Here is a 22,971-nt window from a genome sequence, read left to right as displayed (position 1 = left end):
AGAGGGGCCCTGGGCGGGACTCCCTCGGTCCGGCGGACGCGGCGATGCTGTGGATCATGCGATACCGACTGTTCGGACGGACCGGCCTGCGGGTCTCGGAGTTGTTGCTGGGCACCATGACCCTGCGTTCGAAGGACGTGGCGCGGCCCGTCGTCGAGGCGTACGCGGACGCCGGTGGGAACTTCCTCGACACCGCCTCGGCCTACGGCGAGAGCGAGGAGGTGCTCGGCGCGGTGCTGAGCCGGCGGGACCGGTTCGTGCTGGCGACGAAGTACGCGTTGACGCGGGATCCGGCGGATCCGAACGCGGGTGGGAACCACCGCAAGAACCTGGTGTCGTCGCTGGAGCGGTCGTTGCGGCGGTTGCGCACGGACTACCTGGACGTGCTGTGGGTGCACCTGTGGGACCGGCACACGCCGGTCGAGGAGACGATGCGGGCGCTGGACGACGTGGTGCGGGCGGGGAAGGTGCTCTACGTCGGGGTGTCCGACGCGCCGGCGTGGTTCGTGGCACGGGCGAACACGCTGGCGGAGTGGCGTGACTGGACGCCGTTCGCGGGGTTGCAGGTGCCGTACAACCTGCTCCAGCGCGACGTGGAGCGGGAGTTGCTGCCGATGGCGGATGTGCTGGGGCTGACCGTGGCGGCGTGGGCGCCGTTGGCGGCGGGGAAGCTCTCGGGTGGCACGCGACGTTCCGGGCGGCTGTCCGAACGGGAGGAACGGGCGGCGCGGGCCGTGCGGGAGGTCGCGGACTCGGTGGGGGCGACGCCGGCTCGGGTGGCGTTGGCGTGGGTGCGTTCGTCCGGTGCGCTGCCGCTGGTGGGCGCGCGGACGCCGGAGCAGGTGCTGGACTGCCTGGGCTAGGTGGTGCTGCCGCCGGAAGCGGTCGCGCGCCTGGAGGCGGCGGCCCCGTTCGAGCGGGGCTTTCCGACGGACTTCATCGCCGAGTGTGATCCCGGCGCGTTCGGACCTGCCGTCGTCGTCAGGTGATGAGACCCGGCAGCAACGAGGGCTGGACCTTGCGGCGGAGCCACATCTTGCGGGAGCCGTCGCTGTAGAGCAGCGTGCGGGACAGTTCCCAGCCCGCGAACTCGGCCTGGATGGCCAGCTGCGTGGTCGCGGTGCGGCGGGAGATGCCGGGCGGCAGACGCAGCGGCCGGTACTCCCAGTCTCCGTCGATCACCCCTTCGGTCATGGCGAGATCACCTGTACCCCTCCGTTGTCGCCGGACGTGACGGTGACGCGTCCGGACTCCTGGTCGACGCTGACGGTGTTCGGTTGGCGCACGGTGGGGAACCGGTACTTCTCGGCCGGTTCTCCCGCGGCGACGTCGAGGCCGACGACCTCGTTGCGGTCGGTGAGCGTGATCCACGCGATGTCGCGCTTGCCGTCGTAGGCGATGCCGTAGGGCGTACCGGGCACGGGGTAGCGCTGGCGCATGATCAGCGGGTTGATCGAGAACGCGATGAACTCACCGCCGCGGGTGTCGACGACGAGCAGGCGCCCGAAGCGGTCGGGGACGCCGTTGGTGGCGCCGTCGCCGGCGCGCAGGCCGGTGCCCCTGGTTTCGGCGCCCTTGTCGTCGGTGGTCATCTCGAAGACGGCGCTGCGCAGCCGGTCGAGCTCGACGTTGCGGCCGTTGACCTGGAACTTCTGCGTGGAGTCGCCCTCGGTGAACGTGCCGCCGGGGGTGATGTCACCGGGCGGGGTGGCGTTCTGGGCGGGGGAGCGGGCGGGTTTGGCCGCTTCGAGGACTTCCGCGACCTGCAGCGGATCCTGTGACCCCTCGCTCTGGCCGCACGCTGCGAGCGTGGCGGTGGTCAGGATCAGAGCAGCGAGCCGGCGCAAGATCGGTTCCTCCTGGCATACGTCGTGGTCTTCCAGGATCCACGACGTTCGGCCGGAGGTCACGCAAGGGGTGGGGTGAAACTCATCCGGACGCCTGCGCATTTATCTCTATAGTTTCAGTGTAGACCAAAATTAATATCCATCTGGTCGTAACGAACCAGCCGACACAAAGACCAACGACCGCACAGACGGGAGGAGCTCGTTCAGGGCATCGGACGTTCGGGGTAGCCGAGCTCGATGGCGCTGACGTCGTCCAGCGCGGCGCGGATGGCCGGGGGCAGGGTGAGCTGCTCGGCTTCGAGGGACGCGATGAGCTGGTTGGTGTCGCGGGCGCCGACGACGGGCGCGACGACGCCGGGGCGGTCGCGGACCCAGGCGAGGGCGACGCACAGGGCGGAGGTGCCGAGGCCTTCGGCGGCGGTGGCGACGGCCTGGACGATGCGGGCGGCGCGGTCGTTGCGGTGTTGTTCGACGTAGCCGGCGAAGTGGGTGGAGGCGCCGCGGGAGTCGGGTGGGGTGCCGTTCCGGTACTTGCCGGTGAGAACGCCGCGGCCGAGAGGGGCCCACGGGAGGAGTCCGAGGCCGTGGTGCAGGGCGGCGGGGGCGACTTCGCGTTCGATGCCGCGTTCGAGCAGTGAGTACTCGACCTGGGTGGAGATGAGCGGGTAGGTCGTGGGGGTCATGGCGGCGGTGGCGAGTTGCCAGCCGCTGTAGTTGGAGATGCCGGCGTAGCGGACCTTGCCGGAGGTGATGGCGTGGTCGAGGGCGGAGAGTGATTCCTCGACGGGGACGCCCGCGTCCCAGGCGTGGAGTTGCCAGAGGTCGATGTGGTCGACGGCGAGGCGGCGCAGGGAGCCGTCGAGGGCGTGCAGGAGGGCGCCGCGGGAGGCGCCTCCGCCGAAGGGGCCTTCGGTGCGGCGGGCGACGGCTTTGGTGGCGAGGACGAGTTCGTCGCGGGGGACGATCTCGCCGAGGAGGCCGCCGAGGATGCGTTCGGCTTCGCCGTCGGTGTAGACGTCGGCGGTGTCGACGAGGGTGCCGCCGGCGTCGGCGAACGCCATGAGCTGGGTGGCGGCCTCGTCCGGGTCGGTGTCGCGGCCCCACGTCATCGTGCCCAGCGCGGTCCTGGAGACGCGGAGGCCGCTGCGGCCGAGGTATCGCTGTTCCACGTGCGCGATGCTAAGGGGTGATCATCGTGTCAGCCTGGCAATCGGTGTTACTGACCGGTAGGGTCTCGCTGCGTGAAGCTCGGACTGAACCTCGGATACTGGGGCGCCGGCAACGACGCCGCGAACCTTGAGCTGGCCAAAGAGGCCGACCGGCTCGGCTTTTCGGTGGTGTGGGCCGCGGAGGCCTACGGCTCCGACGCGCCGACGGTGCTCGCGTGGGTGGCCGCGCAGACCGAACGCATCGACGTCGGTAGCGCGATCTTCCAGATCCCGGCGCGGACGCCCGCGATGGCGGCGATGACGGCGGCCACTTTGGACACGTTGTCGGGTGGCCGGTTCCGGATGGGGCTGGGTGTGTCGGGGCCGCAGGTGTCGGAGGGCTGGCACGGTGTGCGGTTCGACAAGCCGCTGGCGCGGACGCGTGAGTACGTGGAGATCGTGAAGAAGGCGCTGACGCGGGAGAAGCTGCGGTTCGAGGGTGAGCACTACACCCTGCCGTTGCCGGATGGTCCCGGTAAGGCGTTGCAGCTGACGGTGCACCCGGTGCGGGAGCAGATCCCGATCTACCTGGCGGCGGTGGGGCCGAAGAACCTGGAGCTGACGGGGGAGATCGCGGACGGGTGGCTGGCGATCTTCTTCTCCCCGGAGTTCTCGGGGGAGTCGCTGGCGTCGGTGAGGGCGGGCCGGGAGAAGGCCGGCAAGACGATGGAGGGCTTCGACGTCGTTCCGACGGTGCCGCTGGTGGTTGGTGAGGACTGGAAGGCGTGTGCTGATCCGGTTCGCGCGTACACGGCTCTGTACGTGGGCGGGATGGGCAGCCGGAAGCAGAACTTCTACAACAACCTGATGGTGCGGATGGGTTTTCCGGCGCAGGCCGAGGAGATCCAGGAGAAGTACCTGTCGCGGGACTACGCGGGTGCGATGGCGGCGATCCCGCTGGAGTTCCTGGACGCGACGGCGTTGCTGGGGTCGAAGGAGCGCATAGCAGACAGGATGAAGGCGCTCGCCGCGGCGGGGGTCACCACGCTGTCCGTTTCGCCGATGCTGCAAGATCTGGAGCAGGGGATCGCGGGCCTTCGCACCGCGGCCGAGGCTCTGGATCTGGCAGGAGTGGGTAGTTGAGCTGGTTGCAGGCTCTTGTCCTCGGACTCGTCCAAGGACTGACGGAATTCCTGCCGATTTCCAGCAGTGCGCACCTGCGCATCACGTCGACGCTGTTCTTCGGCAACGACGCGGGCGCTTCGTTCACCGCGGTGATCCAGTTGGGTACCGAGGTGGCGGTGCTGATCTACTTCGCCAAGGACATCGGGCGCTTCATCAGCGCCTGGTTCCGCGGCCTCTTCAGCGCGGAAGCGCGCAAGGAGAAGGACTACAAGCTCGCCTGGTACGTGATCATCGGTTCCGTGCCGATCTCGGTGCTCGGGTACTTGTTCAAGGACGAGATCCGGACGTCGGCGCGGAACCTGTGGATCACGGCGACGATGCTGGTGGTGTTCGGTCTGCTGCTGGGTCTGGCGGATCATCTGGCGAAGCAGCAGCGTGATGAGCTGCGGATGAAGGACGCGATCGGGATGGGGTTGGCGCAGGCGCTGGCGTTGATCCCGGGTGTGTCGCGTTCGGGTGGCACGTTGACGGCCGGGTTGTTCCTGGGTCTGACGCGTGAGGCGGCGGCGCGGTATTCGTTCCTGCTGGCGATTCCGGCGGTGTTCGGGGCGGGGTTGTTCTCGATTCCGGACGTGCTGGAGCGGACCGGTGGGGCTGGGGAGGCGTCGATTCCGCAGATGATCGTGGCGACGATCATCTCGTTCGTGGTGGGTTACGCGACGATCGCGTGGTTGTTGAAGTACGTGTCGAAGCATTCGTACTCGGTGTTCGTCTGGTATCGGTTGATGCTGGGCCTGGTGCTGATGGGGCTGCTGTCGATGGGGTTGTTGCAGCCGATCTAAGGTGGGTGCCGTGGCCACGGTGATCCTGCTCCGACATGCTCGTTCGACTGCCAACGGTTCCGGTGTGCTCGCCGGGAGATCGTTGGGTGTGGGGTTGGACGAGCGGGGGCGGGCGCAGGCGGCGGCTCTCGTGGGCAGGTTGAAGGACGTTCCGGTCAGCGCGGTGGTGTCGTCTCCTTTGCAGCGGTGTGAGGAGACGTTGGCGCCGTTGCTGGCCGATCGGTCGTTGGAGGCCGTGGCGGAGCCGGATCTGTCCGAAGTGGATTACGGGGCGTGGACCGGTAAGGCGTTGAAGGACCTGTACGACGAGCCTTTGTGGAAGGTCGTGCAGCAGCATCCGTCCGCCGCGGTGTTCCCCGAGGGTGAGGGTTTGGCGCACGTTCAGGCTCGTGCGGTGGCGGCGGTGCGGGCGCATGACGCGCGGATTTCGGAGGAGCACGGTCCTGGTGCTGTGTGGGTGTTGTGCTCGCACGGTGATGTGATCAAGGCGGTGCTGGCGGACGCGTTGGGTGTGCATCTGGACGGGTTCCAGCGGATCGTGGTGGATCCGTGTTCGATCTCGGTGGTGCAGTACACGCAGACGCGGCCTTTTGTGTTGCGGACCAACGACAACGGCGGGGACCTGTCGGGTGTGGTGCCGGTGGCGCCGCCGCAGGAGGCGCCGTCGTCGGACGCTACCGTGGGCGGCGCGACCGGGACCTGAGGTAGCGCTGTTCGGGGACGCTGAGGGTGAGCCTGGCGGCTTTCTCGTACTCGTGGCGTGCTTGGTCGTGGTCGCCTCGCAGGTCGAGCAGGTGTGCTTTCACGGCGTGGACGCGGTGGTGGTCGAGTTCCAGTGTGGACAGTGCGTCGAGTGCCTGCTGGGGGCCGTGGACCATGGCGACGGCGACGATGCGGTTGAGTGAGACCATCGGGCCGGGTGCGGTGACGGTGAGCAGGTCGTAGAGGCCGAGGATCTCGGTCCAGTCGGTGTCCTCGGCGGTCTTGGCCTCGGAGTGGACGGCGGCGATGGCGGCTTGGAGCTGGTAGGGGCCGATCTGGGCGGTCTGCAGCGCGGTCCTGATGAGTTGTGTGCCTTCGTCGATGGCGTGCGGGTCCCACCGGGTGCGGTCCTGGTCGGCGAGTGGGATGAGGGCGCCGTGGGGGTCGGTGCGGGCGGGGCGGCGTGCGTCGGTGAGCAGCATGAGCGCGAGCAGGCCGGTGAGTTCGCCGTCGTGGGGTCTGCGGTGGTGCAGCTGGCGGGTGAGGCGGAGGGCTTCGGCGGTGAGGTCGACGCGGAGCAGGTCGTCGCCGGAGCTGGCGGTGGAGCCTTCGGTGAAGATCAGGTAGAGCACGTGCAGGACGGCGGTGAGGTCGCGGGGTGGCCGGAACCTCGCGCCGGACTGCTTGATCTTCTGCTTGGCGCGGCTGATGCGTTGCGCGACGGTGGCTTCGGGGACGAGGAACGCGCGGGCGATCTCGGCGGTGGTGAGGCCGCCGACGGCGCGGAGCGTGAGGGCGATCTGGGAGGCCGTGGTGAGGGTCTCGTGGCAGCACAGGGCGAGGAGGGTGAGCGTGTCGTCCTGGGCGGGTACGGGGTCGGGTGGCGGGGGTGTGAGGGTGACGACCTTGTCCTCGCGCTGGCGGCGTGCGGTGTCGGCGCGGTACTGCTCGATCCAGCGGCGTGAGGCGGCGGTGATGAGCCAGCCCTTGGGATTGTCCGGGACGCCCTGAGCGGGCCACTGCTGGGTGGCGGCGAGCAGCGCTTCCTGCACGGCGTCCTCGCAGACGTCGAACTGGCCGTGGCGGCGGACGAGCACGCCGAGGACCTGCGGCGCGAGGGTGCGCAGCAGGCCCTCCACCTCTTGTGTCACGCGCCGTCCAGCATCGACATGTCCCAGACGGGGCGGACCTCGATGCCGTCGTTGTGGGCGTCGGGCAGGGTGGCGGCGTGGGCGATGACCTGGTCGATCGTGTCGGCTTCGACGAGGTAGAAGCCGGCGAGGTACTCCTTGGCCTCGGCGAAGGGCCCGTCGGTGACGACGACCTCGCCGTTTCGGATGCTGACGCCCTTGCCGGTCTCGGGGCCGGGCAGGCCTTCGCTGACGACGAGTTCCCCGGAGGCGCGGAGCTTGTCGGTGAGGTCGTAGTGGTCCTGGCCGAACTTGCGCTGCTGTTCTTCGGTGAGCTTGTCCCACGCGGCCCGCGACTTGGGGTTGCTGTAGATGAGGATCAGGTACTTCACTTCCGGCCTCCTCGTGGCTGGTCGCCCGAAAAATCTTCTCACCGCCGTGTCGAGACCGCGGGCCGTGTCTCGACATCGGAGTGTCACTTCGAGACGGAGGTTGTGAGATGACTCGGACGTTGGTGCGGGACGAGGCCGAGATCCTGGCGTTGTTCACCGAGCAGGAGGAGGGCATGCGGCTGCGGGATCCGGGACGGGTGGTGGCGCGGTTCGCGGGGGACGCGGTGACGTGCACGCTGGCGCCGCCGTTGCGGAACACGGGGCTGGACGCGCGGGACCCGGAGGCGGTGGCGGGGTGGATGGCCGGGTTCGACGGGCCGATCACGCTGGAGCACCGCGATCTCGAGGTGGTGGTGTCCGGGGACGTGGCGTTCGCGCACGGGCTGGCGCGGCTGGCGGCGGTGCCGGTCGGGTATCCGCAGGGGTTCTCGATGTGGATGCGCGTGACGGTGGGGCTGCGGCGGCGTGAGGGGCGGTGGCTGGTGACGCACTCGCACGAGTCGGTGCCGTTCCACATGGACGGGTCGTTCCTGGCGGCGACCGACCTGGAGCCCTGAGCCGCCGCTGTGCCGAGGCCCGGACCGTGCAGGGGGTCGGTCCGGACCTCGGCGTTCCTGCGGCGGATCCCGCGTGGTTCTAGGAGGCGAGCGGTGCTCGGCGGGACGGGCCGGGGGCGGGAGAGGTCGTCTCCGCCTGCCCGGCTGTCGCGTGCAGAGCTCCGAGTCGCGTGGTGACGCTCTTCATGAACGCTCCTTGTTCCGCTGCAGGGGGTGTTCGCTCCGGCGTTACAGGGGGCCGGGGTGATCACCGGTGGAACGACCCGACCATCGTCGATGACCGGGTGTGGTGATCGTATTGCTGTCGGTGCACGTGTTCGTGCCACTCCCAGAGTGCGAGACCGATTCACGAATTGCGCTCGTGCGCTGGTCAGACAGGCGGGATTCGGACGGATCGGACGGCAAAAGAGCAGCTCACGGGGTGTGGAAACAAAGCGGAAACTTTCCACTTCGATCCTGCTTGTGGCCTAGCGGGCTGCTCTGTCCGGTCCAGTCCTGCCGGAGGGATCTTGTTTACAGTTAACTACGCTGCGTGAGATGTGGCTCACAGAATCAGAGGCCCAGACGGGTGACGGCGTTGTCTTCCAGGGGGTTCGCGGTGCGGATGTAGCGGTGCACCGTGCGCGGGTTGGTCCAGCGGCCCTGGCGCATGATCTCCCGGTCGCTCGCCCCGCCCAGCGCCGCCTGCGTCGCGAACCCGGCCCGCAGCGAGTGCCCGCCGAACAGGTCCGGGTCCAGGCCCGCCCGCACCGCGTACCGCTTGACAAGCTCCGCCACCGCGCGGCCCGACATGGCCTTGCCGCTGATGCCGCCGTGCCGGTTGATGATCGGGAACACCGCGCCGCGGCGCCCGGTCTGCTGGTAGCCGTGGCAGCGGTGCAGGCCGGTCTCGGAGATCTCGCGGCCGTCGAGGACGTCGGCCCAGTCCGCGAACGCGCACACCGGGCAGGTCGGGCGTCTGCTGCCGCGCGGCAGGACCACCGACTGCTGGTGCTTGCCCGTCTGGTCGGTCTTGGTCGTGCCCAGCCGGATCAGCAGCAGCGGTTCGTGGGTGCGCGGGTCGAGGTCGACCGTGACGTCGTCGAACTCGATCGCGGCCAGTTCGCTGCGCCGCAGCGCGCCCGCGAAGCCGACCAGCAGCAGCAGGGCGTCCCTCGCGCGCGCCGGGCCGTGCTGCGGGCGTTCGTGCAGCAGTGCTTCGAGGGTGTCGAGCAGCACGGGCCGTTTGCGGCGTGGCTGTGTTTTGCGCGTGCGGCGGATACCGCGCAATGTCAGCCGCACGACGTCGCTGCGGGTCGGGCTCGGCAGGCCGTTCGCCGCGTGCACGGCGGAGATCGCCGCGGACTTGCGTTCCAGGGTCGAGGCGCCGAACGCGGGCGTGCCGTCGGGCTTGAGCGTGTCCGCGGCGACCGCCAGGTACACCGCGACGTCGAGCGGGTCGGCCGGCAACGCCTGACGGCCCTCGGCCTGGCACCAGCCCGCCCACGCAATCCAGTCCGACCGGTAGGCCCGCACGGTGTTGGGGGACTGGGCGCTGCGCAGGTAGCCGCTCAGCGACGCGGCCTGCTCGTCGTCGAACCTCTCGCGCACGCTCGCGAGCGCGTCGACGTCGATCAGCACCGAGTGCGAGACCCTGACCAGGGCGTGCTGGACGGGTTCGGGCAGGCTCACACCCGAGATGGTAGTCCCTTGATCAACTCCACGACCTCGTGCGGCGTGAACTCCAGGCCGCTGACACCGATGCTCACCTCGAAGCTGCAGCGGCGCGGGTCCGGGTTCGACCGCGCGTAGAGGAACAGCCTGATCCCGGTCTCCCCGGTGAGGTGCTGGGCGGCCTTCTGCGCGTCGTGGCGCGACATCGGCAGGTGGACGTGGAACAGGGGAGTGGCGGGCACGTCCGGGGTCGTGTGCGCGAACCCGTCGGCGTTGATCGCCTCGGCGATCGCCCGCGCGTGCCGCCGGAACTCGGCCATGCGCGGCAGGTTCGTGTCCATGCCGATCAGGGCGATCGCCGCGAGCGGCCAGGCGTCCGCGATCGCGCCGCCCATCCGGCGCCGCCACACCGCGGCCTGCCCGATCGTCTCGGCGTCCCCGGCGAGCACCGCGCCCCGCACGCCTTCGAGTCCTTTGTAGAGCGACACGTAGACCGTGTCGAACAGGGCGGCGATCTCGGCGAACGTGGCGTCGTAGCCGGTCTGCGCCTCCCACAGCCTCGCGCCGTCGCAGTGCGCGGCCGCCCCGGACTCCCTGGTCCACCTCACCTGCGCCGCCAGGTCCCCGAACGCGGGCAGGACACCGCCGATGTCGCGTTGCGGCAGCTCGAACACCACGGCCGCGAGAGGCTCGTGCACCGCCTTGAGGTCGTCGAGGCCGAACAGTTCGTTGCGGTCGCCGACCGGGTGGAACCGCAGACCGTGCAGGGCGGTGTAGCCCTGGTTCTCCCACACGTGCAGGTGCGTCTGCGGATGCCCGGCGAACGCGCGCCGGCCCGTGCGTTCGGCGTGCACCCGCAGCGCCACCTGCTGCGCCATCGTTCCCGACGGGAAGAACAACGCCGCCGGCTTGCCGAGCAGGTCCGCGACCCGCAGTTCCAGCTCCCGCACCGGATCCTCCGGACGGGTCTCGGGCGTGACGTACGCGGCGAGCCGGCGGGCGAGCTCGTGGGGCGACTTGCGCGGGCCGCTGTGCTGCGACAGGGAACGGCGGATGTCCATGCCACCCAGCCTAGCTATTGCCAGTGAGTTGCAATAGGTCCGTTCGCTGTGGTCAGGCCGCGTCGTGCAGGCGTGCGTCCAGCTCCGTCTCGTCCCGCACGAACCACAGCTGCCGGCCCCGGTTCGACTCGTAGACGAAGTCCCGCAGCGCCGTGCTCGCCTCCACGTGACCGGAGATGTCCCCGACCACCGCGACCCGGTACCCGTACTGCTGCATCTTCTGCACCACCGCGCCCGCCACCCGCGTGCGCAACACGAAGAAGTCCTGCGGCAACCGCTGCACCGGCAGCACCAGCCACTGCACGTCCTGGCCCCACAACGTGCCGATCAGGTCCACGGCGGACTGCTCGTCGGCGATCTTCGGGCCGTCCGGGGCGCACATCAGCATCGTCGCGCCGTGGCGCGTCTGCACAACATCAGGCATGGCACCGCAACCTAATCGCCGCCCACACCCGCTGTCGCGCCGAATTCCGCTGCGGCCGGTGATCACCGCTTGGTAGGGTCCGGCCCACGCGAACGGCCCGAGGAGGTGAGTCCCATCAACGCGGTCAACCCGGATGGGCGCTCCTCCCTCGTAGTGGCCTGACACCTTCAGCGCGTCGCCACGGGAGCGCTCCAGCAGCCCCGAAAGGCTCCTCCCATGCGCTTCAGCTCCACCACGACGTCCCCCGACGGCACCATCGAACGCGACTTCACCCACGACGGCGTCCCCGGCGTGCTGTGGACCCCACCCGGCGACCCCGCGGGCCTCGTGCTCAGCGCCCACGGTGGTGGCCAGCACAAACGAGCCGCCCGCACCGTGGACCGCGCCCACCGGTGCACCGCCGCCGGACTCGCCGTCATCACCCTCGACTCACCCGCCCACGGCGACCGCCCCCGCACCACCGAGGACGACCGGTACATCACCGAGATCCGCGCCGCCCTCGCCCGCGGGCGCGACGCCTCCGCGATCCTCGCCGAGTACAACGCCCTGCAGGCCACCCGTGCGATCCCGGAGTGGCGGTCGCTGCTCGACGCCCTGCCCGATCTCGGCGACCACGTGGGGTTCTGGGGCACGTCGATGGGCAGCGCCATCGGCATCCCGCTCGTCGCCCGCGAACCCCGCGTCGACACCGCCGTGTTCGGGTTGATCGGCGCCACCGACGCACTCGTGACCGCCGCCAGGGCGATCACCGTGCCCGTCCGGTTCCTGCTGCAGTGGGACGACCGGCTCGTCGGCCGCGACGCCGGACTGGCGCTGTTCGACGCCTTCGCCGCGCCCGGGAAGTCGTTGCACGCCAACCCTGGAGGACACGGCGACGTGCCCGAGCACGAACTCGACGCCGCCGTGGCATTCCTCGCCCGGTAACGCGACCGTGCCGCACCAGGACATGCTGTGTCACCCCTCGGCGGGTGACACGGCGAAAATCCCCAGGCGTGCGGCCCGTCGGCCTGGGTAGCGTCGCGTCCCATGCGTGATCTCGCGACGTTGCCCAAGGCCCACCTGCACGTGCACCTCGAAAGCACCGTCCGCCCGGACACCCTCGCGGAACTCGCCGAGGACCACGGCATCGACGTGCCGGCCGTGCAGGCCGGCACGTTCGACGGGTTCGCGCAGTTCGCCGCGCACAACGGCGCAGTGCGGGACTGCCTGCGGCGAGCCGGGGACTTCCACCGGATCGCGTACGAGTTCTGCGCCGAGGAAGCAGCGCAGGGGACCCGGTACGCCGAGGTCACGTTCACCGCGGCAGCGCACGGAGAACGGCTCGGTGATCCGGACATGCCGCTCGAGGCGGTGTTGTCCGGGCTCGCCGCAGGACAGGCCGCCCACGGCATCGAATGCCGTGTGATCGTGGACCACCCCAGGAAACGCTCGGTCACGCGGTTTCAGGACTCCCTGCGGCTCGCCCGCGCACACCCGCGGGTCGTCGCGATCGGGATGGCCGGAGCGGAGGACCACCCGCTCACCCCGTTCACCGACGTGTTCCGCGCCGCGCGAGACGCCGGAGTCGGACTCGTGCACCACGCCGGAGAGATCTGCGGGGCGCACAGCGTCGCCGAAGCCGTGACCGTCGGGCTCGCCGACCGCATCGGCCACGGGTTCCGCGCACTCGACGACCCGGAAGTCGTCGCCCTGCTGCGGGACCGCGCCGTGCCGCTCGAGGCCTGCCCGTCGTCCAACGTCGCACTGGGACTGGTCGAATCCCTCTCCTCTCATCCACTGCCGCTACTCCTCGACGCCGGGCTGACCGTCACGCTCAGCACCGACATCCCCGCCTCCACCGGCACCACGCTCACCGACGAGTACCGGCTGCTGCGCGACCACCTCGGCTTCGACGACGACACCCTCGCGGACCTCGCCACCAACGCCGTCGACGCCTCCTTCGCACCCGAGAGCACGAAGACCGCGCTGCGTCAGGACATCGCCGCCTGGCGGGCGGGCTCGAAGCACACCAGCCCGTGCCGCGACGCCAGCAACGCCACCAGCTCCAGCACCTGACGCCGCCCCGGCCACACCACGTGCACGATCACCGCGTCCACCCCCACCGTCAGCGCCTCGTCCCACGACACGGGCGAGGCGGGATCCGGCGACGTCTGCCGCAACTCCCTCACGAACGCCGCCACCGACGGCTCGAACGCGCCCAGCGGCGAGGACCGCAACTCCGCGTACCGGGCCGCCGCCTCCGGGAACGACGCCGGACCGGGAGCCCGCCACACCACCACATCGACCGGCACGTCCATCACGCCACCTTCCCGAACAACGCACCCAACCGCGGCACCCGCGCGGCGATCTCCGCCGGATCAGCGAAATCCCACGACTCACCCACCGGATCCGGCCACGCGAGCAGCTCGAGCCCCCGCGAGGCCAGCTCCGCCTCCAGATCCCCGTCGAACGCCTCGGCCGCCACGTAGTCGAGACCCTCCCAGTCCGGCCAGTCCCCGTCCGCCCACGCGTGCACACCACCGCGCGACGCCAGCACCCGCACGTGAGGCAGCTCCGCCAGCGCGTCCGGCGACGAGGCCACCGCCTCGAACACCGCCCGCCCCTGACCCACCAGCCACGCCTGGAAGTAGAAGAACCCGTCGTCCGAGCACAACCCGCCGCAGATCAGATCCGCCGCGTGCCAGTGCGCCCACGTGTCGACCCGGTGCCGCACCTCGTCGAGCCGCACCGCGAACTCCACCACCTCACCCGCAGGCAGCGCGGCCAGCGCGGCCGTCAGCCGCTCCAGCCGGTCGTCCTGGCTGGACGCCCCCGCAGCGGAGGACTCCACCAGGCCCCAGAACGCGTTCAGGTCCATGCCGCAGACGCTAGCGAGGGGGTCTGACAATTTTGGACGGCCGCGCATCGCCGCAGTTCAGGGGTGTGCGGGAGGCGAATCGGGGGTGTGGCAGAGGTGAGGTGGGCTGCGGACCGGGGATGGAGGGGGAAGCGGAAGGAAGGCGTGCGGTAGGGGAGGACTCGGGTGGCGGGAAGCGGAGGGGGCCGGGCACCGGGGGCTGGGCGGTGAGGAGCTTCGGTGGAGCCGGAGGGAGGGCGGTGGGAAAGCGGAGGGGCGGTCCGTCCCGCCGCTCACCGGGCCGCACCCGGAGTCGGCGATCTCACCCACCGCCGACAGGTGGGCTGTCACCACCGTCGTCCCAGGTCAGCCCACCGGCCACCCCGGCACCGAGCGCCCGCCGGCACGCTCCGGCCGTTATTGGCGCGAACGATTCGCATGGCCTGACTATCCTTGAACCCAAATGGACACCCCGCACGCTGAACTGCACAAACGCCTGCCCGAGCTCATGCCGCGTGATCAACGCAGGCTCGCCAGGCGCCTCGACGGCGCACGCAAGGTCAAGGACCCGCTCGCGCGCAAGAAGATCACCGAGGAGATCGCCGCCCAGATCGACGAGGCCGCGCTCAAGGTCGCGCTGCGCAGGGAGTCCGTCCCGAAGATCAGCTATCCCGAAGAGCTGCCCGTCAGCCAGCGCAAGGACGACATCAAAGACCTGATCGCGCGGCACCAGGTCGTGATCGTCGCCGGCGAGACCGGCTCGGGCAAGACCACGCAGCTGCCGAAGATCTGCCTCGAGCTGGGGCGCGGGATCACCGGGCAGATCGGGCACACCCAGCCGCGTCGCATCGCCGCGCGCACGGTCGCGGAGCGCGTCGCCGAGGAGCTGGGCACCAAGCTCGGTGACACGATCGGGTACAAGGTCCGGTTCACCGACCAGTCCGGGGACGAGACGCTGGTCAAGCTCATGACCGACGGCATCCTGCTCGCCGAGATCCAGACCGACCGCGAGCTGTCCCGCTACGACACGATCATCATCGACGAGGCCCACGAACGCAGCCTCAACGTCGACTTCCTGCTCGGCTACCTCAAGCAGCTCCTGCCGCGCCGCCCGGACCTCAAGGTCGTCATCACCTCGGCGACGATCGACCCGCAGCGGTTCAGCCAGCACTTCGAGAACGCCCCGGTCATCGAGGTCTCCGGCCGCACGTACCCCGTCGAGACCCGCTACCGGCCGCTGGAGGAGGACGACGACCAGACCCAGGGCATCATCAACGCCGTCCACGAGCTGCAGGCCGAAGGGCCCGGCGACGTCCTCGTCTTCCTGTCCGGCGAACGCGAGATCCGCGACACCGCCGACGCGCTCAAGGCCGAGGACCTGAAGAACACCGAGATCCTCCCGCTCTACGCGCGGTTGTCCGTGGGCGAGCAGCACCGCGTGTTCCAGCGGCACACCGGCCGGCGGATCGTGCTGTCCACCAACGTCGCCGAGACCAGCCTCACCGTGCCCGGCATCAAGTACGTCATCGACCCCGGCAACGCGCGCATCTCCCGCTACAGCCACCGCCTCAAGGTCCAGCGCCTGCCCATCGAACCGATCAGCCAGGCGTCGGCGAACCAGCGCAAGGGCCGCTGCGGCCGCGTCAGCGAAGGCATCTGCATCCGCCTGTACTCCGAGGAGGACTTCGAGGCGCGCCCGGAGTTCACCGACGCGGAGATCCTGCGCACCAACCTCGCCAGCGTCATCCTGCAGATGACCAACATCGGCCTCGGCGACGTCGCGAAGTTCCCGTTCATCGACCCGCCCGACAGCCGCAACATCAACGACGGCATCGGCCTGCTGCAGGAGCTCGGCGCCATCAACGCCGCCGAGAAGAAGCTCACCCCCACCGGCCGCAAGCTCGCCGCCCTGCCGGTCGACCCGCGGCTGGGCCGCATGGTGCTGGAGGCCGACACCACCGGCTGCCTCAAAGAGGTCATGATCATCGCCGCGGCGCTGTCCATCCAGGACCCGCGCGAGCGTCCCGCCGACCAGCAGGAGGCGGCGACCCAGCAGCACGCGCGGTTCGTCGACAAGGAATCGGACTTCGTCACGTTCCTCAACCTCTGGCAGTACCTCAAGGAACAGCAGAAGGAACTGTCCGGCAACCAGTTCCGCAAGCGCTGCAAGGCCGAGTTCCTCAACTACCTGCGGGTGCGCGAGTGGCAGGACATCTACCTGCAGCTGCGGCAGGTCGCCAAGCAGATCGGCATGCACCTCAACGACCAGCCCGGCGACCCGCGCAACATCCACATCGCGCTGCTGTCGGGGCTGCTCAGCCACATCGGCGTCAAGGACGTCCTCAAGAAGCAGGCCCCCAACGAGAAACGCCGTCCCATGACGGAGTTCCTCGGCGCCCGCAACGCCAAGTTCGCGATCTTCCCCGGCTCGGCCCTGGCCAAGAAGCCGCCGCAGTGGGTGATGGCCGCCGAACTCGTCGAGACCAGCCGCCTGTGGGGGCGCATCGTCGCCAAGATCGAACCCGAGTGGGCCGAACGCCTCGGCGAGCACGTCGTCAAACGCCAGTACTCCGAACCGCACTGGGAGACCAAACGCGGCAGCGTCGTCGCGCTGGAGAAGGTGACGCTGTACGGGGTGCCGATCGTCGCCGGCCGCAAGGTCAACTACGGCCGCATCGACCCCGAGCTGTCGCGGGAGCTGTTCATCCGCCACGCCCTGGTGCAGGGGGAGTGGACCACCCATCACCGGTTCTTCCACACCAACCGGGCGATGCTCGAGGAAGTCGGCGAGCTGGAGAACCGGGCCCGGCGCCGTGACATCGTCGTCGACGAGGAGACCCTGTTCGACTTCTACGACAAGCGCGTCGCCCCCGAGGTCGTCTCGGCGCGGCACTTCGACTCGTGGTGGAAGAAGCAGAAGGACAAGAACCAGCTCACCTTCACCAGGGAGATGCTGGTCAACGACCGCGCCGACGTCACCCCCGACGCCTACCCCGACCAGTGGCGCCAGGGCGAGCTCACGCTGCCGCTGAGCTACCACTTCGAGCCCGGCACGAAGAACGACGGCGTCACCGTCCAGCTCCCGCTGCCCGCGCTCACCACCCTGGACGACGACGCGTTCTCCTGGCAGATCCCCGGCCTGCGCCACGACCTCGTCGTCGCGCTGATCCGGTCGCTGCCCAAGCAGATCCGCCGCAACTTCGTGCCCGTCCCCGACGTCGCCACCGCCGTGCTGGCCCGCATCAAGCCCGGTGAGACCAGCCTGCTCGGCGGCGTCGAACGCGAGCTCAAAGCCCTCACCGGTGTCACCGTGCACCGCGAGGACTGGCAGTTCGACGCCGTCCCCGACCACCTCAAGCTCACCTTCCAGGTCGTCGACGAGCACAACCGCACCCTCGCCGAGGGCAAGGACATCGCCGCGCTGAAGGAGAAGCTGCGCGACGAGGTCCGCGAATCGCTCAGCCAGGCCGCCGGCCACCTCGAACGCACCGGCATCACCACCTGGGACTTCGACGCCCTGCCCAAGACGATCGAGCAACGGCAGTCCGGCATCACCGTCACCGCCTACCCGTCCCTGGTCGACCGGGGTGAGAACGTCGCGATCAAGGTCCTCGACACCCCCGGCAGACAGGCCTACGCCCACCGCCGCGGCGTGCGCAGACTCCTGCTGCTCGGCGTCAACTCACCCGTCAAGCACCTGCAGCGCCACCTCGACAACGCCGCCAAGCTCGCCCTGACCCGCAACCCGCACGGCAGCGTCGCCGCGCTGCTCGCGGACTGCATCATGGCCGCCGTCGACCGGCTCATGGGCGACCCGGCCTGGGACGCGAAGGCCTACGCCGCCCAGCTCAGGAAGGTCCAGGCCGCGCTCAACGACACCACCTGGGTCGTCGTGCAGGAGGTCCGCAAGGTCCTCGAAGCCGCCCACCAGGCCGAACTGGCGCTCTCCGGCCTCAAGGGCGCACCGGACTCCGCCAACGACATCCGCGCGCACCTCAACTCGCTGGTGTACAAGGGTTTCGTGACGCACACCGGCTACGACCGGCTCCCGGACCTCGTGCGCTACCTCAAAGGCATCGCCCGGCGCATCGAGAAGCTGCCCGAGAACCCGCGCCGCGACCTCGACTGGACGAACCAGGTCCACCAGGTCCACGCCGAGTACCGGGAACTGCGCGCCCAGACCCCGGCCGACGAGCCCGCGCCCGAGCTCGACGAGATCCGCTGGATGATCGAGGAACTGCGCCTGTCCTACTTCGCCCAGACCATCAAGACCCGCTACACCATCAGCGACAAGCGCATCTACAAAGCGCTCGACGCCGTGCCCCTGTGAGCCGCTACCGTGGAACATGCGCTTCCCCGGGGATTCCACGTGGCAGGTGTCGAGCGGCGACGGGGACACGTTCGCGCTCTACGTCCGTGACGCGCTCGGCATCAGCACCCCCACCGCCGACTCGATCCCGCGCCTGACCCCGCCGGTGCCGCGCGTGCACGACGTGTACGTGCCGGAGACCTTCGGGTCGGCGTGGGACCGGTGGTGGAGCCAGTCGTTCCTCGCCCGCGGCGCGCAGCACGTGCCCAGCCGCTGGCCGGTCGGGCTGCCCGGTGAGCTCCGGGCCGCCTACGAGGACTGGCGGCCCCACGTCCCCGGCGTCGCCCCGAAGGCCAGGGAGAACTTCTCCGCGGTGCTCCGCGAGGTCGTCGCGCAGCTTACCGGGGAACTCGGCCGCGAACCGGTGTTCTCGCTGAGCCTCGTCGAGATCCCCGTCGAGGGCGAGTTCTGGCGGCGCGTCGGCGCGGACACGGTGCTGCTCTCGGAAGAGCTCATGGCCTCACCCCACCTCATCGCGCCGCTGGAGTCGGTGGTCCGCGACCTGCTCCGGTAGGCCGCGGACCACCGCGGCACCTCAGGCGGGCGGCTCCAGGGCACCGGTCATGATCGCCACCGCGTCCGACATCGACACCGACTTCGGGTCCACCACCGCCTTGCGGCGGCCCAGGCGCTGGATGTGGATGCGGTCGGCGACCTCGAACACGTGCGGCATGTTGTGGCTGATCAGGATCACCGGCAGACCCCGGTCGCGGACCTGCAGGATCAGGTCCAGCACCGCGCGGGACTCCCGCACGCCCAGCGCGGCGGTCGGCTCGTCCATGATCACCACCCGGCTGCCGAACGCCGCCGCGCGCGCCACCGCGACCGCCTGGCGCTGACCGCCCGACAGGGTCTCCACGGCCTGGCCGGGGTTCTGGATCGTCATGATCCCCAGCGCGTCGAGCTGGCGGCGCGCCTCCTCCCGCATGCCCGTGCGGTCGAGCATGCGGAACACCGAGCCCAGGACGCCGGGACGGCGTCGTTCGCGGCCCAGGAACAGGTTCGCGGCGATGTCGAGCGACGGCGCGACCGCCAGTGACTGGTGCACCGTCTCGATGCCCGCCCGGCGCGCGTCCAGCGGGCTCGGGAACGACACCGGTCGCCCGTCGAGGAGGATCTCGCCCTCGTCCGGGATCACCGCCCCGGACAGGGCCTTGATCAGCGACGACTTGCCGGCGCCGTTGTCGCCGATGACCGCGAGGACCTCGCCCGGCAACAGCTCCAGGTCCGACCCGGCCAGCGCCGTCACCTTGCCGTACCGCTTGACCAGGCCTGTGGCCTGCAGGATCGGGGTGGTCATGCCTTCACCTTCCTGATCCACTGGTCCAGCGACACCGCGACGATGATCAGCACGCCGACCGCCATGGTCTGCCACAGCACGTCCACGCCGGCCAGCGCGAGGCCGTTGCGGAACACGCCGACGATCAACGCGCCGATCAGCGACCCCACCACCGCGCCGCGGCCGCCGAACAGCGACGTCCCGCCGATCACGACGGCCGTGATCGAGTCCAGGTTGTCGGTCTGCCCGGCCTGCGGGCTCGCCGAGGCGATCCGGCCGATCAACGTCCACGCCGCCACCGCGTAGATCAACCCCGCCGTCGCGTACACGCTCAGCAGCACCCGCGCGGTGCGGATCCCGGACAGGCGCGAGGCCTCCAGGTCGTCGCCGGTCGAGTACACGTGCCGGCCCCACGCGGTGTTCTTCAGCACGAACGCCATCACCGCCACCAGCAGCACCAGCAGGATCGAGCCGTAGGTGATCCGGGTGCCGCCGACCGTGAACGTCTGCCCCGTCCACAGCAGCAACGGCGGCATGTCCGTGCCGCGGATCGTCGCGCTGCCCGAGTACCAGAGGTTCAGCGCGAAGAACACGTTGAGCGTGCCCAGCGTGACGATGAACGGAGGCAGCTTCAGCCGCGTCACCAGCAGGCCGTTGAGCAGCCCGCACAGCGTGCCGACCAGGAACCCGAGCAGCAGTGCCGGCAGCCCGGGCAGGCCCGTCTCCGCCGCGACCTTCGCCATCACGATCGACGTCAGCACCATGATCGCCCCGCACGACAGGTCGATGCCCGCCGTCAGGATCACGATCGTCTGCCCCACCGCGAGCGTGCCGACCACCGCGACCTGCTGCAGCACCAGCGAGATGTTGCCCGGCGTCAGGAACCTGTCCGACAACAGGGCGAACACCACCACCGACACCAGCAGCACCACCGCCGGGCCGATCGTGGCCTGCGCGTGCAGCAGGTGCTGCACGCGCGTGAGCACGGATCGGTCCCGTTCCTCCACCACGGTCATGGCTCAGCCCCAGCAGTTCTGCAGGCCGAACGCCGAGTCCTTGGACTCCACGCCGTCGGCGGGCTGGTCGGTGATGAGCGTGACGCCGGTGTCGGTGTTCTGCGGCTTCGAGCCGTCCTTCGCGAACTTCGCCACCGCTTCCACGCCGAGTTGCGCCATCTTCAGCGGGTACTGCTGCGACGTCGCCCCGATGACCCCGGCCTTGACGTTGTTCACGCCCGGACAGCCGCCGTCGACCGACACGATCACGACGTCCTTCTCCTTGCCCGCCGCCTTCAGCGCCTCGTACGCGCCCGCCGCGGCCGGCTCGTTGATCGTGTACACGAGGTTGATCGCCGGGTCCTTCTGCAGCAGGTTCTCCATCGCCGTGCGCCCGCCCGCGGGGTCACCGTCGGTCACGTCGTGTCCCACGATCCTCGGATCGGACTCGTCACCGATGCGGTTCTTGTCCTTCACGTCGACGCCGAAGCCCTCCAGGAACCCCTGGTCGCGCTGCACGTCCACCGACACCTGGTTCGGGTTGAGGTCCAGCAGCGCGATCTTGGCCTGCTTGCCCTCCTTCGCGAACTTCGCCTTCGCCCACTGCCCGATCAGCAGCCCGGCCTTGTAGTTGTCGGTCGCGAACGTCGCGTCGGCGGCGTCCGCGGGTTCCAGCTGCGTGTCCAGGGCGATCACCAGCAGGCCCGCCGCCCGCGCCTTGTCCACCGACGGCACGATCGCCTTCGAGTCGCTCGGCGTGATCAGGATGCCCTTCGCGCCCGAGGCGATCAGGTTCTCGATCGCGTCGACCTGCGTCTGGTTGTCACCGTCCTGCTTGCCCGCGAACGACTGCACCGTCGCGCCCGACGACGACGCCGCCTGCTGGGCGCCCTCCTTCATCTTCACGAAGAACGGGTTCGTGTCCGTCTTCGTGACCAGCCCGACCAGTGTCGACCCGCCGCCGGACGAGCCACCACCTCCGCACGCGGTGAGCACGAGCAACGCCGCTGCGCTGACAACCCCGAACGATCTGCGCATGACAACTCCTACGTCAACGTTGACGTAGCCAGCACTCCGCAGTCCCACCGTGAATAACGGAAGAGCAGCTACGCGTGGACCCAATCGGGTATACCGTTCACGTCATCGTTGACGCAAGAGTCCAAAGGACGTGGCCATGGACCCCGCAGCGGGCAGACGCGAACCCACCATGCGCGACGTCGCCGCGCTCGCGAAGGTCAGCACCAAGACCGTGTCGCGGGTGATCAACGGCCTGCCCGGCGCCGGCACCGAGGTCACCGAACGCGTCCGCGACGCCGCCCGCACCCTGGGCTACCGGCCCAACCTCACCGCCAGCAGCCTGCGCCGCTCCGACCGCCGCAGCGCCACCATCGGCGTGCTGTTCGAAGACCTCTCCAACCCCTTCGACGCCGCCCTGCTGCGCGCCGTCGAGGACCGCGCCCGCCACAGCGGCGTCCTCGTGCTCGCCGGCAGCAGCGAGGACGACCACACCCAGCAACGCGAACTGCTCGTCTCGCTGTCCGCGCGCCGCGTCGACGGCCTCGTCGTCATGGCCGCCGGCGGCCACCAGGACGCCCTGCAGCACGAACGCGAACGCGGCACCCCGATGGTGCTCGTCGACCGGCCGCCCACCTTCGGCGCCACCGACTGCGTCACCACCACCAACCGCGCCAGCTCCCGCGACGCCGTCGGGCACCTGGCCGCGCTCGGCCACCGCGACATCGCGTTCCTCGGCGACCGCCGCACCCTGTGGACCAGCCAGGAGCGCTACGCCGGCTACGTCGAAGGCCTCGCGCACGCCGGAGTGCCGCTGCGCGGCGAACTCGTGCGCACCGACCTGCACGGCGAGGACCTCGCCGCGGCCGCCACCACCACGCTGCTCGACCTCGACCGGCCGCCCACCGCGCTGTTCACCGCCCAGAACCTCGTCACCGTCGGCGCCCAGCGCGTGCTGCGCGAACGCGGCCTGCACCACCGCGTCGCCGTCATCGGCTTCGACGACTTCCCGCTCGCCGACCTGCTCGACCCCGGCATCACCGTCGTGCGCCAGGACGTCCCCGGCATCGGCCGCAAAGCCGCCGACCTCGTCCTCGCCCGCATCGACGGCGACACCTCACCACCGGTGCACGCCGTCGTCCCCGCCGCGCTCGTGCACCGCGGCTCAGGTGAGATCGCACCTAGGCCGGGTCCCGGAAGTCTCGTCGGGCGGCAGTAGCGGGCGAGGGCCCCGGAGACGGCACCGCCTCCGGGGCCCTCGCCCGCGCCTGCCACCGGACGAACCTCCGGGACACGGCCTAGCTGTATTGACCACGAGCGTTGTTGACGGGCCTTGATCATGGGGAAGGCCTCCGTGTGTGGTGTAGGTGTCGAATCTGCACCGCACGGAGGCCTTCGTGTCCCACCGTAACGCCCGCCTGACCGTTCATGGCAGGCGGCTTCTGATCACTCGCGTCCTGACAGGTCGGCCGGTCGCCCACGTGGCCGCCGAGATGGGCATCTCCCGGGCAACGGCCCACAAGTGGATACGTCGCTGGCGCTGCGAAGGCGAGGCCGGCCTGGCCGACCGCTCCAGTCGTCCGCTCACCACCCCGCA

General features: G+C 69.9%; 24 protein-coding genes. 11 read left to right on the top strand and 13 right to left on the bottom strand.

Going from position 1 to position 22,971, the window contains the following annotated elements; all coding sequences use genetic code 11:
- Nucleotides 1-56 precede the first annotated feature (56 nt).
- The gene (locus BMY74_RS40365) at nt 57-863 is read left to right on the top strand and encodes an aldo/keto reductase (protein WP_342718420.1); all 807 of its coding nucleotides are present in this window, start codon (nt 57-59) and stop codon (nt 861-863) included.
- Between the two features lie 118 nt (nt 864-981).
- On the opposite strand, the gene BMY74_RS40360 is transcribed toward BMY74_RS40365, so the two are convergent.
- From BMY74_RS40360 to BMY74_RS40350, 3 genes are all read right to left on the bottom strand, one after another.
- Complete coding sequence (locus BMY74_RS40360) at nt 982-1,194, bottom strand: DUF5703 family protein (RefSeq protein WP_089926537.1); 213 nt, start codon at nt 1,192-1,194, stop codon at nt 982-984.
- Entirely contained in the window at nt 1,191-1,847 is a 657-nt protein-coding gene (locus BMY74_RS40355) for a YncE family protein (protein ID WP_089926809.1), read from the bottom strand. Before BMY74_RS40355 ends, BMY74_RS40360 begins: the two co-directional genes overlap by 4 nt.
- 203 nt (nt 1,848-2,050) lie before the next feature.
- Nucleotides 2,051-3,016, bottom strand: a complete 966-nt coding sequence (locus tag BMY74_RS40350) for an aldo/keto reductase (protein ID WP_089926535.1) — start codon at nt 3,014-3,016, stop codon at nt 2,051-2,053.
- A gap of 72 nt (nt 3,017-3,088) precedes the next feature.
- Here BMY74_RS40350 and BMY74_RS40345 point away from each other — a divergent pair, with 72 nt between their 5' ends.
- The 3 genes from BMY74_RS40345 to BMY74_RS40335 are packed head-to-tail and all read left to right on the top strand — an operon-like array spanning nt 3,089 to nt 5,665.
- Nucleotides 3,089-4,138 (top strand): LLM class F420-dependent oxidoreductase, encoded by a 1,050-nt coding sequence (locus BMY74_RS40345; protein WP_089926532.1) that lies wholly within the window; start codon nt 3,089-3,091, stop codon nt 4,136-4,138.
- Nucleotides 4,135-4,962 (top strand): undecaprenyl-diphosphate phosphatase, encoded by an 828-nt coding sequence (locus BMY74_RS40340; RefSeq protein WP_089926529.1) that lies wholly within the window; start codon nt 4,135-4,137, stop codon nt 4,960-4,962. Before BMY74_RS40345 ends, BMY74_RS40340 begins: the two co-directional genes overlap by 4 nt.
- A gap of 10 nt (nt 4,963-4,972) precedes the next feature.
- Nucleotides 4,973-5,665, top strand: a complete 693-nt coding sequence (locus BMY74_RS40335; RefSeq protein WP_177230171.1) for a histidine phosphatase family protein — start codon at nt 4,973-4,975, stop codon at nt 5,663-5,665.
- Here the strand turns inward: BMY74_RS40335 and BMY74_RS40330 are convergent.
- Nucleotides 5,637-6,815 (bottom strand): RNA polymerase sigma factor, encoded by a 1,179-nt coding sequence (locus tag BMY74_RS40330; protein ID WP_245786660.1) that lies wholly within the window; start codon nt 6,813-6,815, stop codon nt 5,637-5,639. The genes BMY74_RS40335 and BMY74_RS40330 overlap by 29 nt on opposite strands.
- Nucleotides 6,812-7,186: a YciI family protein gene (locus BMY74_RS40325; RefSeq protein ID WP_089926524.1), complete on the bottom strand. Its 375-nt coding sequence runs from the start codon at nt 7,184-7,186 to the stop codon at nt 6,812-6,814. The genes BMY74_RS40330 and BMY74_RS40325 overlap by 4 nt, the downstream gene beginning before the upstream one ends.
- Nucleotides 7,187-7,293: 107 nt before the next feature.
- Here BMY74_RS40325 and BMY74_RS40320 point away from each other — a divergent pair, with 107 nt between their 5' ends.
- The gene (locus BMY74_RS40320) at nt 7,294-7,743 is read left to right on the top strand and encodes a YybH family protein (RefSeq protein ID WP_089926521.1); all 450 of its coding nucleotides are present in this window, start codon (nt 7,294-7,296) and stop codon (nt 7,741-7,743) included.
- 552 nt (nt 7,744-8,295) lie between these two features.
- Here BMY74_RS40320 and BMY74_RS40315 read toward each other — a convergent pair.
- From BMY74_RS40315 to BMY74_RS40305, 3 genes are read right to left on the bottom strand one after another with little or no spacing between them, the layout of a single operon-like run.
- On the bottom strand, nt 8,296-9,414 hold the full coding sequence (locus BMY74_RS40315; protein WP_245786659.1) for a site-specific integrase: 1,119 nt from the start codon (nt 9,412-9,414) through the stop codon (nt 8,296-8,298).
- Entirely contained in the window at nt 9,411-10,457 is a 1,047-nt protein-coding gene (locus BMY74_RS40310; RefSeq protein WP_089926518.1) for a threonine aldolase family protein, read from the bottom strand. Before BMY74_RS40310 ends, BMY74_RS40315 begins: the two co-directional genes overlap by 4 nt.
- 52 nt (nt 10,458-10,509) lie before the next feature.
- Complete coding sequence (locus tag BMY74_RS40305) at nt 10,510-10,881, bottom strand: DUF4180 domain-containing protein (protein ID WP_089926515.1); 372 nt, start codon at nt 10,879-10,881, stop codon at nt 10,510-10,512.
- A 216-nt stretch (nt 10,882-11,097) separates the two neighbouring features.
- On the opposite strand from BMY74_RS40305, the gene BMY74_RS40300 reads away from it, so the two are divergent.
- The gene (locus tag BMY74_RS40300) at nt 11,098-11,805 is read left to right on the top strand and encodes an alpha/beta hydrolase (RefSeq protein ID WP_089926512.1); all 708 of its coding nucleotides are present in this window, start codon (nt 11,098-11,100) and stop codon (nt 11,803-11,805) included.
- Between the two features lie 102 nt (nt 11,806-11,907).
- Nucleotides 11,908-12,936: an adenosine deaminase gene (gene add, locus BMY74_RS40295; protein ID WP_089926510.1), complete on the top strand. Its 1,029-nt coding sequence runs from the start codon at nt 11,908-11,910 to the stop codon at nt 12,934-12,936.
- On the opposite strand, the gene BMY74_RS40290 is transcribed toward add, so the two are convergent.
- Nucleotides 12,852-13,178: a hypothetical protein gene (locus BMY74_RS40290; protein WP_089926507.1), complete on the bottom strand. Its 327-nt coding sequence runs from the start codon at nt 13,176-13,178 to the stop codon at nt 12,852-12,854. The genes add and BMY74_RS40290 overlap by 85 nt on opposite strands.
- Nucleotides 13,178-13,738: a DUF4240 domain-containing protein gene (locus tag BMY74_RS40285; protein ID WP_177230170.1), complete on the bottom strand. Its 561-nt coding sequence runs from the start codon at nt 13,736-13,738 to the stop codon at nt 13,178-13,180. Before BMY74_RS40285 ends, BMY74_RS40290 begins: the two co-directional genes overlap by 1 nt.
- Nucleotides 13,739-14,180: 442 nt before the next feature.
- On the opposite strand from BMY74_RS40285, the gene hrpA reads away from it, so the two are divergent.
- Nucleotides 14,181-18,047 carry an ATP-dependent RNA helicase HrpA gene (hrpA, locus tag BMY74_RS40280; protein ID WP_089926499.1) on the top strand — a complete coding sequence of 1,289 codons (3,867 nt, stop codon included), beginning with the start codon at nt 14,181-14,183 and terminating at the stop codon, nt 18,045-18,047.
- 16 nt (nt 18,048-18,063) lie between these two features.
- Nucleotides 18,064-18,600 (top strand): hypothetical protein, encoded by a 537-nt coding sequence (locus tag BMY74_RS40275; RefSeq protein WP_143091915.1) that lies wholly within the window; start codon nt 18,064-18,066, stop codon nt 18,598-18,600.
- 21 nt (nt 18,601-18,621) lie between these two features.
- Here BMY74_RS40275 and BMY74_RS40270 read toward each other — a convergent pair whose 3' ends face one another.
- The 3 genes from BMY74_RS40270 to BMY74_RS40260 are packed head-to-tail and all read right to left on the bottom strand — an operon-like array spanning nt 18,622 to nt 21,398.
- Complete coding sequence (locus tag BMY74_RS40270) at nt 18,622-19,386, bottom strand: ATP-binding cassette domain-containing protein (RefSeq protein WP_089926494.1); 765 nt, start codon at nt 19,384-19,386, stop codon at nt 18,622-18,624.
- Nucleotides 19,383-20,381 (bottom strand): ABC transporter permease, encoded by a 999-nt coding sequence (locus BMY74_RS40265; protein ID WP_089926491.1) that lies wholly within the window; start codon nt 20,379-20,381, stop codon nt 19,383-19,385. Before BMY74_RS40265 ends, BMY74_RS40270 begins: the two co-directional genes overlap by 4 nt.
- 3 nt (nt 20,382-20,384) lie before the next feature.
- Complete coding sequence (locus tag BMY74_RS40260; protein WP_089926487.1) at nt 20,385-21,398, bottom strand: sugar ABC transporter substrate-binding protein; 1,014 nt, start codon at nt 21,396-21,398, stop codon at nt 20,385-20,387.
- Nucleotides 21,399-21,534: 136 nt separating this feature from the next.
- On the opposite strand from BMY74_RS40260, the gene BMY74_RS40255 reads away from it, so the two are divergent.
- Both BMY74_RS40255 and BMY74_RS40250 read left to right on the top strand, forming a co-directional pair.
- On the top strand, nt 21,535-22,593 hold the full coding sequence (locus tag BMY74_RS40255) for a LacI family DNA-binding transcriptional regulator (protein ID WP_089926484.1): 1,059 nt from the start codon (nt 21,535-21,537) through the stop codon (nt 22,591-22,593).
- A gap of 178 nt (nt 22,594-22,771) precedes the next feature.
- Nucleotides 22,772-22,971 (top strand): leucine zipper domain-containing protein (locus BMY74_RS40250; protein ID WP_143091927.1); only part of this gene is annotated, 200 nt, incomplete at its 3' end.

Source organism: Lentzea albida (genome assembly GCF_900111005.1).
In the GTDB taxonomy this organism is placed as follows: domain Bacteria; phylum Actinomycetota; class Actinomycetes; order Mycobacteriales; family Pseudonocardiaceae; genus Lentzea; species Lentzea albida.
Note: the sequence above shows the minus strand (reverse complement) of the source record. Positions and strands in the feature narration are given on the sequence as shown.